10 protein-coding genes are annotated in these 10,562 nt (G+C 62.2%); 5 read left to right on the top strand and 5 right to left on the bottom strand.

The annotated features are described in order from the left end of the window. Positions 1-204: 204 nt before the first annotated feature. Together FGQ61_RS04555 and FGQ61_RS04550 are read left to right on the top strand one after the other, a co-directional pair. The gene (locus FGQ61_RS04555; RefSeq protein WP_006233965.1) at positions 205-1,512 is read left to right on the top strand and encodes a lysylphosphatidylglycerol synthase transmembrane domain-containing protein; all 1,308 of its coding nucleotides are present in this window, start codon (positions 205-207) and stop codon (positions 1,510-1,512) included. A gap of 116 nt (positions 1,513-1,628) precedes the next feature. Beyond that, a complete protein-coding gene (locus FGQ61_RS04550; protein ID WP_171021509.1) occupies positions 1,629-2,240 on the top strand; it encodes a TetR/AcrR family transcriptional regulator in 612 nt (203 codons plus the stop codon). Between the two features lie 110 nt (positions 2,241-2,350). Here the strand turns inward: FGQ61_RS04550 and FGQ61_RS04545 are convergent, their stop codons facing one another. From FGQ61_RS04545 to FGQ61_RS04525, 5 genes are all read right to left on the bottom strand, one after another. Then, positions 2,351-3,667: an ABC transporter ATP-binding protein gene (locus FGQ61_RS04545; protein ID WP_006233963.1), complete on the bottom strand. Its 1,317-nt coding sequence runs from the start codon at positions 3,665-3,667 to the stop codon at positions 2,351-2,353. Next, positions 3,668-4,690, bottom strand: coding sequence for a FecCD family ABC transporter permease (locus FGQ61_RS04540; protein WP_138374717.1), 1,023 nt, complete (start codon positions 4,688-4,690; stop codon positions 3,668-3,670). Positions 4,691-4,712: 22 nt separating this feature from the next. Further along, the gene (locus tag FGQ61_RS04535; protein ID WP_138374716.1) at positions 4,713-6,284 is read right to left on the bottom strand and encodes an ABC transporter substrate-binding protein; all 1,572 of its coding nucleotides are present in this window, start codon (positions 6,282-6,284) and stop codon (positions 4,713-4,715) included. A gap of 4 nt (positions 6,285-6,288) precedes the next feature. Beyond that, positions 6,289-6,822, bottom strand: coding sequence for a hypothetical protein (locus FGQ61_RS04530; RefSeq protein WP_138340773.1), 534 nt, complete (start codon positions 6,820-6,822; stop codon positions 6,289-6,291). 145 nt (positions 6,823-6,967) lie between these two features. Next, positions 6,968-7,894, bottom strand: a complete 927-nt coding sequence (locus FGQ61_RS04525; protein WP_035138221.1) for a sirohydrochlorin cobaltochelatase — start codon at positions 7,892-7,894, stop codon at positions 6,968-6,970. A 458-nt stretch (positions 7,895-8,352) separates the two neighbouring features. Between FGQ61_RS04525 and cobM the strand changes: the two genes are divergently transcribed. Genes cobM through FGQ61_RS04510 form a run of 3 tightly spaced genes read left to right on the top strand, consistent with a single transcriptional unit; the run spans position 8,353 to position 10,556 of the window. Beyond that, positions 8,353-9,144: a precorrin-4 C(11)-methyltransferase gene (gene cobM / locus FGQ61_RS04520; protein ID WP_138374715.1), complete on the top strand. Its 792-nt coding sequence runs from the start codon at positions 8,353-8,355 to the stop codon at positions 9,142-9,144. Between the two features lies 1 nt (position 9,145). Then, complete coding sequence (cbiD, locus tag FGQ61_RS04515; protein ID WP_238022976.1) at positions 9,146-10,330, top strand: cobalt-precorrin-5B (C(1))-methyltransferase CbiD; 1,185 nt, start codon at positions 9,146-9,148, stop codon at positions 10,328-10,330. Beyond that, positions 10,323-10,556 (top strand): SAM-dependent methyltransferase, encoded by a 234-nt coding sequence (locus FGQ61_RS04510; RefSeq protein WP_187359579.1) that lies wholly within the window; start codon positions 10,323-10,325, stop codon positions 10,554-10,556. The genes cbiD and FGQ61_RS04510 overlap by 8 nt, the downstream gene beginning before the upstream one ends. The last annotated feature ends 6 nt before the right edge of the window (positions 10,557-10,562 follow it).

The raw sequence follows: 10,562 nt of genomic DNA, 5'->3' as shown, positions 1-10,562 counted from the left end.
GACGCCGCCCTCTCAAGGCGGAGATCACCAGTTCGAATCTGGTACGGGCTACCACGCATTTGATACCCGGGCTTCCCATGGAAGGCCGGGTTTTTTATTTTCAAACAACCGTCTGCAATTCCCGTTTGAACCAGAGCTTTGCGTTCTGCCTATGGCCCTTACGGGTACAATAACCAAGATATTTTGACTGTTAGAAGGAGTCTCATGACGGAGTCCTCTCAGCATACGTCTAAGCCCCAGGTCGAGGTTGAGGCCTCGGGCGGAGATGACAATAAGAGCGCACGCCGCGGCGCCATCTTTATCGGCGTCGTGCTGGTAGGTTATATCGTCTATCTGGTGGTAACCGGGCAGATGGGGCAGTTCTGGGCCGCTATGTCGAGCGTCCAGGCGTCATGGCTCGTTGTCGCGTGTCTTTGCATGTTCATGTACCTGTTCTTTGGCATTGTGGCCTATGCGATCGCCGTCTGGCTCGATCCCAATTCGCCCGTCGGCATCCGCGACCTGATCTCGGTCGAGGCGAGTGGCATCTTCTTTGGCAACCTGACGCCCATGATGATGGGCTCGACTCCCGCCCAGATCTACCGCCTGACCAAGGCGGGCCAAAACGTGGGCGAGGCCGGCGCCACGCAATTCACGCGTTTTATCGTGTACCAGTTTGGCCTGGTCGCCTGGGGCGCTATCCTGCTGCTCGCCCGTATGCCGTTTTTTGCCGAACGCTACGGCGACATGACGCTGCTGTGCGTCTTTAGCTTTGGTGGACACTGCTGCATCTTGCTTGGCATCTTCGCCGTCGCGCTCATGCCTAAGACCGTCACGCGCGTCGCCCATTGCATCATCAATTGGCTCGAGCGCATTGGTGTCTCGGCCACTAAGATCGAGGGTTGGCGCACGTTTGTCGATGGCGAGATCTACTCCTTCTCCGAGAAGTTCAAGCTTTCGGCCGGACATTTTTCTTCCATGCTGCTCACCGTGTTTATCACCATGCTGCAGCTCGCGTTTTTCTATCTGGTTCCGTATTTCCTGATGCTTGCCTTTGGCCACCACGAGGTCGACTTTTTCTCGGTCATGGCCGCGAGCGCCTTTGTCCAGCTGTTAAGCTCTGCGGTTCCCTTGCCCGGTGGAACTGGTGGCGCTGAGGGCGGCTTTGCATTGTTCTTGGGTCATTTCTTCGGTTCGGCTTCGACCGCCGGCTATCTGCTGTGGCGTCTCATTACGTTTATTGCGCCTACCATTTTGGCTGCGCCCCTGCTGGGACTTAAGAGCGCCCACAACGAGAGCATCCATGCGCGCTGGGATCGCGTGATGCGCAAGCTCGGCCGCACGCCTCAGACGCCCTCTGCGCCCACTAAGCCGCACCCCACGAATGCTGTTACCGTTGATCCCAAGAAGCACGCTCAGAAGGCTTCTGGGACCGCAAAGCCGGCTCATAAGGCCTATGTGCGTCAGACAGGAGACGGTATTCGCGTATCTCCGTCGGCACTCAATAAGAAGAAGCACCCTAAGTCGCAGTAGGGCAGTCGTGCGTTCTTCATGATGCGAGGCATATTTGTGCTGTATGGGGGATAATCCTCTTACGTAGATTATCTCTCATCTGTTGATGAATGCTCGCATATCGAAGGGACACGCCCATGGCAACCAGCAAACCGCGTCTTGATCGTCGCATCGTTCGCAGCCGTAATGCCATCCTTTCGGCTTTCGAGCGCCTGCTCATGGAAAAGCCGCTGGCAGACATTACGGTGAGTGCTATTGCGCGCGAGGCCAATGTCGACCGCAAGACCTTTTACGTTCACTTTGGTACGGTTGACGGCCTGCTCGATGCCATTGCCGTCGATGTGGTGGAGATGATTGTCGACTCGGTCGAGAAAACGCTTGCTTCAATGGACGGCGACACCAACGAGCGCGCTCTTGGCGCGGCGGCGACCTTCTTTAAAACCGTTAACGAGGCACTGTGCAACAACTTGGTGCTTAATCGTCAACTTATCGAGAACATTCCGCTCGATGATTTTATGGCTCGTCTTCGTGCGCCGCTCGAGCACGAGATTGCCGAGCGCGATCTGCTGCCTCAAGGTCTCAAGGACGAGATGTTCGACTATTATCTGTCGTTTTTGCTGTCGGGTATTATCGGTATCTATCGCACGTGGGCATTGTCTGATGGCTCGGTTCCTATCGAGCGCGTCTCGGAGGTTGCCAACGACCTCACGCTCAACGGCCTTTCGAGTCTGGAATCTCGCTTGGATTAGGCCTAGTTGGGCTCGTCGGCGTGGAAATTCCTGTTCACGAGGTTCTCCGGCGCCTTGGAGACCTCGCCGGCGTAGGAGCTGTAGCCTGAGGATCCTTAAAAAAGTCCAGTTTATCCTTCCCACTCCAATTGGGAATCCTCCGATGCGCCTTCGCACGCTCGCATGACCTCGATACCATGCGAGCGTGCGAACTCGACGAGCTCTGCGTTGCGGGCGTTTATGGTGCCGAAGGCGGCGGGGCACACGATAAGGCGCGCACAGTGGACGAGGAGCTCTTTGGCGTGGGCTATGGTTTTATCCCCGATAGGCTCGAAGGCGCGCTCGGCCACGCATTCCGCCGCCAGGTCGCGCGCGAGCTCACAGTCGATGTCCCCTTCGTGCAGAACGCCCGCGTAGAACGCCTTGCCCTGCCGGATGAGCTGGCGAAACACAGCCGACCCCGTACCCGCGCCGGCGATGACGAACGTGTGCGCATCGCCGTGCGGGCGCCCAATTTCCACGCTGCCGAAGCGCTCGTTGAAGGTGCCATGTTGAAGGCCGTAGAGCTCGCCAATCGTCTCGCGCGTGAATATGTCCTCGGGTGCGCCGGCGCGGAAGACCCGACCGTCCTTCACGCAAATCACCTTGTCGGCGCTTTTCTGCGCGAGCTCGAGTTCGTGGATGGACATGATGACAGCCACATTCTGCGATTTCGCAAGGTGGCGAAGTATTCGCAGCAGGTCGATCTGGTAGCGGATATCGAGATACGATGTGGGCTCGTCGAGCACGAGCACACGCGGATCCTGCGCGATGGCGCGTGCGAGCATGACGCGCTGGCGTTGCCCGTCGCTTATCTGCATGAAGTCGCGCTCGGCGAGCTCTTCCACATGTGCGGTTTTCATGGCCTCGTCGACCCGACTATGGTCGTCGGGCAAGAGTGTGCCCATTCGCCCGGTGTAGGGATGCCTTCCTGCCTCTACGATATCGCGGCAGGTGAGGAGCTCGGTCCGGGGGCGATCTGTCAGCATAACGGCAAGGTTCCTTGCGAACTCCGCCGTCTTCCATCGGGAAATCTCCCGCCCGTCGAGCTCGACCGCGCCGGCAAGCGGTGCCAGATGGCGTGTGATGGTTTTCAAGATGGTCGACTTGCCCGAGCCGTTCGGCCCGATGAGCGCCACGACGTCGCCCGCGCGAACCTCCAGATCGACGCCTTCGACTACGACCTTCTTGTCGTAGCCCGCCGACAGGTCGCTTATGCGGAAAAGCGGTGCTCCGTCAGCCTGCGTTTCGACCGGGGTTTCGAGGTTCGACTCCGCTCGGAGGAGGCGTTCCGCGCGCAGTCCCGCACGAGCCGAAAGTGCCTTCTGGCGCTTTCGCGCGAGCTCAGGACTGTCTAAGCATGGAATGCCCCCTCCGAGCGTTTTGGGCCGCGGCATGAATTCCCCCATCTACCTCACTCGTTTCTTCAACATGAGCGCGATAACCACCGGCGCGCCGAAGATGGCGGTGACGGCGCTGATGGAAAGCTCGACGGGAGAGAACAGCGTGCGCGCGATCAAATCGCAGCCCGCGCAGAAGATGGCGCCTCCCAAGAAGCACGCAGGAATCACGCGGATGGGCTTCGACGACTTCAGCGCCGACTTCACGAGATGCGGAACTGCGATGCCTACGAACGACACCGGACCAGCGAAAGCGGTCACGCAGGCGGAGAGCATGCTCGCTAGAAGGACGAGCACCACGCGGAAGCGTGCGACGTTCACGCCGACGCTTTTCGCGTAGGCTTCTCCCAGCTGGAAGGCGGAAAGGGGCTTCGATATCGCGAATACGCATGCGTTCACGGTGATCACCACGACCGCGATGACCGCGACGTCGTCCCAGCTCGAACCCGAGAAGCTACCCAAAGACCAGTTGTGCAGGTTCACGATGGACTGGTCGTCGGCGAAGGCGATGAGGAAGTTCGTCGCCGCTGAGCAGATGTATCCCACCATGACGCCTGCCACGATGAGCATGGCCATGGAACTTATGCGCCGTGCGATGAGGAGCACGAAGCTGATGGTGATAAGCGAGCCCAGAAACGCTGCGGCCACCATGGCCGGGGAGGACATGGCCTGGTTCGCGCCCAGAAGTACAATCATCGTAAGCGCGACGACGAACTTTGCGCCCGAGGAGACGCCCAAGATGAACGGGTCGGCGATGGGGTTGTTGAAAAACGTCTGCAGCAGGAACCCGGAGAGCGAAAGTGCCCCGCCGAGAAGCACGGCTGAAAGCACGCGCGGGAGGCGAATCTCCCAGATGACTTGGCTTTCCATGGAATTGGCCGCGCCGCCCGAAAGGATGCCGGGGATGTGGTCTGCGGGCACGAGCACGCTCCCGATGCACAGGTTGGCCCCGACGAGCACGATGAGGGCAACAGCGAGCAGCGCCGTCACGACGCGACACCGCGCGGCGCGCCCCGATTCGTCGTATGCCATGGAAAGCCGGCTTCTCATGGCGCTAGCCGAGCTTTCTCAGATAATGGAAGTCGCTCGCGTCATCGCCGGTGAACGCCCCGTGCAGCTCGTCGATAATGTCGGCGGTAGAAGTCATCTGCTGGTACATGTCGGCGCTTGTGACCCAGACGTTGCCGTTCTTCACGGCTTTGAACTGCGACAATAGCGCGTTTTTGCCTACGAAGTCGTTCAAGGTGGCAACCGATTCGTCGATGGTGCCGTTGTAGATGATGATGTCGGCATCCTTCGCCGTCGCGTAGAAGCGCTCCATTTCGAGCGTTACTGATGAACCTGACGTCGACGCCGTCTGCGCGTCATCGAGCGCGTAGCTGCCGCCTGCAAGCTCGATCATCTGCGCCACGTAGTCGCCCGCCCGCCGCGTGACGGCGGCCCCGTTCGAGTTAATGTAGAAATACGCCACGGTTTTACCTGACGACGCGAGCCCCGACGTTTGCTCGACGCGGGTCTTCTGCTCGTTGAACAGGTGCGCGGCCTCGTCTTCCTTGTCGAACAGGACGCCGAAAAGCTTAATCCACTCGACGCGCCCGAGTGCTTCGGGCTCGCTCGACGACTGTTCGGTGAGCACGACGAGCCCGAGCTTCTGCAGCTTTTCCTTCACATCGGGCGTGTGGTTGATCATGGTGTTCTCGATGGCGAGCGTGCAGCCCGAGGCCGATATTCGCTCGTAGTCGGGCTCGCTGTACTTGCCGCCGTAGGCGATCGCCCCACTTTCGAGTGCGCTTTTGAAGCCCGCGACCGAGCAATCGTCGGCCTTCGTGCCCGACATGATGATATTGTCGTTCGCATCGAGCGCGTCGACCAGGCACATCGTCGCCGACGACACGAGGTACACCTTGTCGGCGGGGCGCCTTATGACCGCGATGTCGGAGCTCAACCCATCAGGTACCTTCGCATCTTGCGGCACCACGAGGAAGCGCTCCCCGTTCGAAATGCAGATAAGCCGCAGGCCGCCTTCGAACTCGTCGACAGTGAAGTGTTCGGCGTATTCAAGCTGAAGCGTCCCCGTCGGCTTCCAGCCGCAGCCCAAATCGGCGTTGTGGAAGTCGGCCGCGGCGCTTGAAGCCGTTCCCGCAGGGGAGCCGCCGCTTGCTTCGTCGCCCGATTTCTCCTTCATGGTGGATGAGTCGAAGTGGATCGTGTAGTCGATGGTGTGCGGCGTCGACATGGCGACGGTCTCGGCCGACACGGCGATGTCCTCGTCGAGCGTGACGGGTATCTCGAACGTGGAGTTGCCGCCGTCGTTTATGGGCGCGTAGTCCACGCCGTCGACGGTCATCTTGTCGTAGTTCGAACTCGACCAGGTGATGGTCGCGGTGTAGGTGTCGCCATCCTTCACAATTGTGGTTGGTGAGGCGATGCTTGCGCGCCCTGACCCGCCGGAAAGCGAGACGCTCACAGTGTATTCCTGAGAGCCCGTCGTGGCACCGGTCGCGTTCGGGCTCGCACTGCACCCCGCGAAGGGAAGCGCGAGCAGGGCGACGAGAACGCAGGCGATCGCGCGCGCCGCGATGCTGCGGCGCTTTCTGTTTTCCCCCTTGGGAAGAATCGACCGCATGGCGTTACTTCAGTGCGTCGGCGCGCAGATCGACGCCGGCGGATTCGAACACGAGCGTGCGGTCGTACCACTGCTCTTTTCTAATACTCCACGCGGCGCAGGCGGTGTCCTCGTCGAGCGCTTCAACGGGCACGTCGTAGGTGTACTTGCCTTCCGCGTTTTCCACATAGGGGATGAAGTCGGCCTCGCTCGCGGCGGCAGCCTCGTCACTCGTGCCCATGAAGAGCTTGCCGTAGCCCGTGCCGGAAAGTGTCATCACGCAGTGCATGGAGCCGTTTTCCACGATGAGCTGGGCGTCCACAATCCTGAACATGTTCGAGCTGGAATCTACGGTGATCGGATAGGTGCCGTCGGCCACCTTGTCGGCGGTGATGGGGGCAGCGCTTGCGCCCTCGGGCGCATCGGCCGCCTGTTCGGTCTTTTCCTGGGAATCGGCATCGCTTGCCTTTGCGCTGTCGATTGAATTTCCGCCGCAGCCGGCGAGCGAGAACGCGAAAAGCGCCGCCGACAGGGCGAAGGCGAGGGTTTTCTTCAACATGGAGGGGGTTCCTTTCAATCGCTTCGACCGCCCGCGCCGTGCGGTGGGCGGGCGGGATGCGAATGCAACGGGCATGCGCCGTCGGTCGGGGAAGGCGCATGCCCGTTGCACGGGGACGCGACCGGCGCCCCCGTGCGCGGCGAGTTTACAGCTTGGCGATGGCGTCGTCCACGTGCGAGACGTAGATGTCGTCGACCGCGGCGTTCTGTCCCAGACCCTGGAGCAGGCACGTCACTTCGAAGCCAGCGGCCACGAACTTTGCAGCCCAGCTGTCGGGGTCGGTCTCGTCTGCCATGTCGTTGTTCGCGTGGTCGCCCGCGACCACCATGAACGGCGCGAGCACGGCCTTCTTGTACCCTGCGGCGCTCGCGGCGGCGATAACATCCTCACAGGTCGGCTCAGCCTCGACGGTGCCGACGAAGAACTGCGTCAAGCCCTCGTTCTTAAACACTTCCTGCATCTTGGCATAGTCGGCGTTGGAATCGGCTTCGGTGCCGTGGCCCATGAGGCACAGCGCCGTCTTGCCGTCGTCGAAGGACGCCATGTTCTCCTTAATGGCTGCGGCCACCTTCTTGTAGTCGTCGTCGGAGGTGAGCAGCGGGTCGCCGAGCGAGATCTTGTCGAACTTGTCGGCGTACTTGTCGAGCTCGTCTTTCACGTCGGCGTATTCCAGGCCAGCCATGAGATGCGTCGGCTGCACGACAATTTCCTTCACGCCGTCTTCCACGCAGCGGTCGAGCGCCTCGGTCATGTTGTCGATCGTGATGCCGTCGCGCTTCTTCAGCTTGTCGATGATGATCTGCGCGGTGAAGGCGCGGCGGATGTCGTAGTCCTGCCAGTACTTCTCGCGGATAGCGTCTTCGATGGCGCCGATGGTGATGTGGCGCGAGTCGTTGTAGCTCGTGCCGAAGCTCGTGACGAGGATGACCGGCTTCACGGCCTTCTCCTTTTCGCTCGATTTCTCGGAACTCGCGGAGGTGCTGGAGCAGCCCGCGAGCGCGACTCCGGCGAGCGCGAAGGCTCCGGTTGCTGCGGCGCCCATGAAGCCGCGGCGTGACATCTGGTCGGACATGGTTTTTCCTTTCCTCGGTTTGCCGGTCCCCCGGCGACAGTTGCTTGTCGGCACAAGCGAAAGAAAAGCGCGCCCCTCGGGGTTCACAAGGAGCTAACGCCACGGCGATGCCGTGAGGAAAAGGCGAAGCAGTCTGGCTTGGGGCGCGAGACGGTTCGCCTGCGCGTCCTACACAGTAATGTCCCTTGCCCAGGATTCCCACCTGGTTCCCTCCGCAAGCCAGCGCGGGCTGTGCGGGCGCCGCGCCGGTCATTTCCTTTTATCCGATTGTCATATGCTCGTTGCCGAAACTTTTACTATGATAGAGGGCACTTGTGAACGTGTCAAAGTCAGGGCGGGCGGCATTGCGCCTCCTGCCTGCGTATTTGCGCCGATTGCCGCCGCAGGCGCCGTGTTTTGTCCGCTGCGCGAATGGCGGCGTAAACGGTTGCGATGAGAAACGGGAAGGGAAGGCTCGGATGATTCATATCGTTGGCGCAGGCTCGGGCGCCGCCGACCTTATCACGCTGCGCGGGGCGCGCCTTCTGCGCGCGGCCGACGTGGTCGTTTGGGCGGGGAGCCTTGTGAACCCCGAGCTGCTCGCCGAGTGCAAGGAATCCTGCGTCGTCTACGACAGCGCGCACATGACCTTGGAGGAAGTGCTCGTCGTGATGTGCGCGGCGGATGCACGGGGCGAGGAAGTGGTGCGCCTGCACACGGGCGACCCGTGCCTGTACGGCGCCATCCAGGAGCAGATGGACGCGCTCGACGCGCGCGGCGTGGACTACGAGGTGGTGCCCGGCGTGTCGAGCTTTTGCGGTGCCGCGGCGGCGCTTCGCCAGGAATACACGCTGCCGGGAATCAGCCAGTCGGTCGTGATCACGCGGCTTTCCGGACGCACCCCCATGCCCGCGGGCGAGGGCATGCGCACCATGGCGGAAAGCGGCTCGACTATGGTCATCTTCCTGAGCTCGGGTATGCTCGCCGAGCTTTCCGCCGAGCTTTTGGCCGCGGGCCGCAGCTCCAATGAGCCGGCGGCGCTCGTGTACAAGGCGACCTGGCCTGAGGAGCGCGTGGTGCGATGCACAGTGGGCACGCTCGCCGATGCGGGCGCGCGAGAGGGCATCGACCGCACGGCGCTCGTGGTGGTGGGCCGCGTGCTCGGAGCTCGCGGCGGACTTGCGCACGACGGCGCGCAAGCGGAGTCCTACGAGCGCAGCAAGCTTTATGACCCTTCGTTTGCCACGGGGTATCGGAAGGCGAGCAGCTAGCGTGGCCTTCGAGCACTACATATATACCGGGACGACCCGCCTGCGCTGCGGCTACACCACGGGGAGCTGCGCCGCGCTCGCGGCGAAGGCGGCCTGCGAGATGCTCTTGTCGCGAAAGCCCGTCGGCCGCGTGTCGATCGTCACCCCCGGCGGGCTGCCCGTCGAGGTGGACGTGGTCGACGCATGCATCGGCGAGGGGTGCGCCCAGTGCGCCGTGCGAAAGGACGCAGGCGACGATGCCGATGTGACCGACGGCGTGCTCGTGTACGCGCGCGTGGAACATGCGGGCTCGGGCGCGGGCGCTGCGGGCAGCAAGGGCGTGCCCGCGCGCGAATCGGAAGTTTCCGTCGATGGCGGCGTGGGCGTGGGGCGCGTGATGTTGCCCGGGCTCGAGCAGCCGGTGGGGGCGGCCGCCATCAACGCGACGCCGCGCGCGATGATCACTTCGGCGGTGCGCGAGGTGTGCGCCGCGCACGGCTTTTCTGGAAATATTGCTGTGACGATTTCGGTACCCGAGGGTGTTGCCCTTGCCGAAAAGACCTTCAACCCGCACCTGGGGATAAAGGACGGCATCTCCATCCTGGGCACGACGGGCATCGTCGAGCCGCGCAGCCTCGCTGCTTTGCGCGACAGCATCGAGCTCGAGATTCGGCAGCATGCGGCTATGGGGCGGCGCGGAGTCGTGCTCACGCCCGGCAACTACGGCGGGCAGTTCATCTCGGGGCATTTCCACCTAAACGGTGCGCCGGTGGTCTTTATCTCCAACTTTGTGGGCGATGCGATTGATTGCTGCGTTCGCGAGGGATTTACTAATGTCCTTCTTGTGGGACACATCGGCAAGTTGGTGAAGGTCGCGGGCGGCATCATGGACACCCATTCGCGTACCGCCGACTGCCGCGCGGAGATTCTGGCCGCCCACGCGGCCTTGGCCGGCGCGGGCGCGAAGACCGTGCGTGAGATCCTGTCGTCGGTCACGACCACGGCGGCGCTCGAGGTAATCGAGGCCGCCGGCGTGGGGGACGCTGCGCGCGCCTCGCTCGCTGCGGCAATCGAGGACAGGTTGCGCCGCCGCGCGGCGGGCGCATGCGACATCGCCGCGGTCGTGTTCGACGCCGAGCGCCGCGAGCTTTTCCGCACGTCGGGCGCCGATGCAGTTATCGGGAAATTGGGGGCGACGTATGAGTAAAGGCGTTCTGTACGGGGTGCGCCGTGCAATCGGCTGGCCGGGGACGAAGGTGGTCATGAAGGCGCGCCGCTCGCTTGCGGACACGAAGCGCTTCCTTTGCGAGGAGGGTGCCTTCGACGGTGCCGAGCTTGTAGAGGACTGTGGGCTTCCGGGCGAGCGCGTGTACCGCTCGCTCGACGATGTGCCCGATCGGGGCAGCTACTTCTCGACGATGGTGGTGCGCTAGATGAGG

Origin of the sequence: Collinsella aerofaciens, from assembly GCF_005844325.1 — a bacterium.
In the GTDB taxonomy this organism is placed as follows: Bacteria; Actinomycetota; Coriobacteriia; order Coriobacteriales; family Coriobacteriaceae; genus Collinsella; species Collinsella aerofaciens_G.
This window is presented reverse-complemented; position numbering and strand designations above follow the sequence as displayed.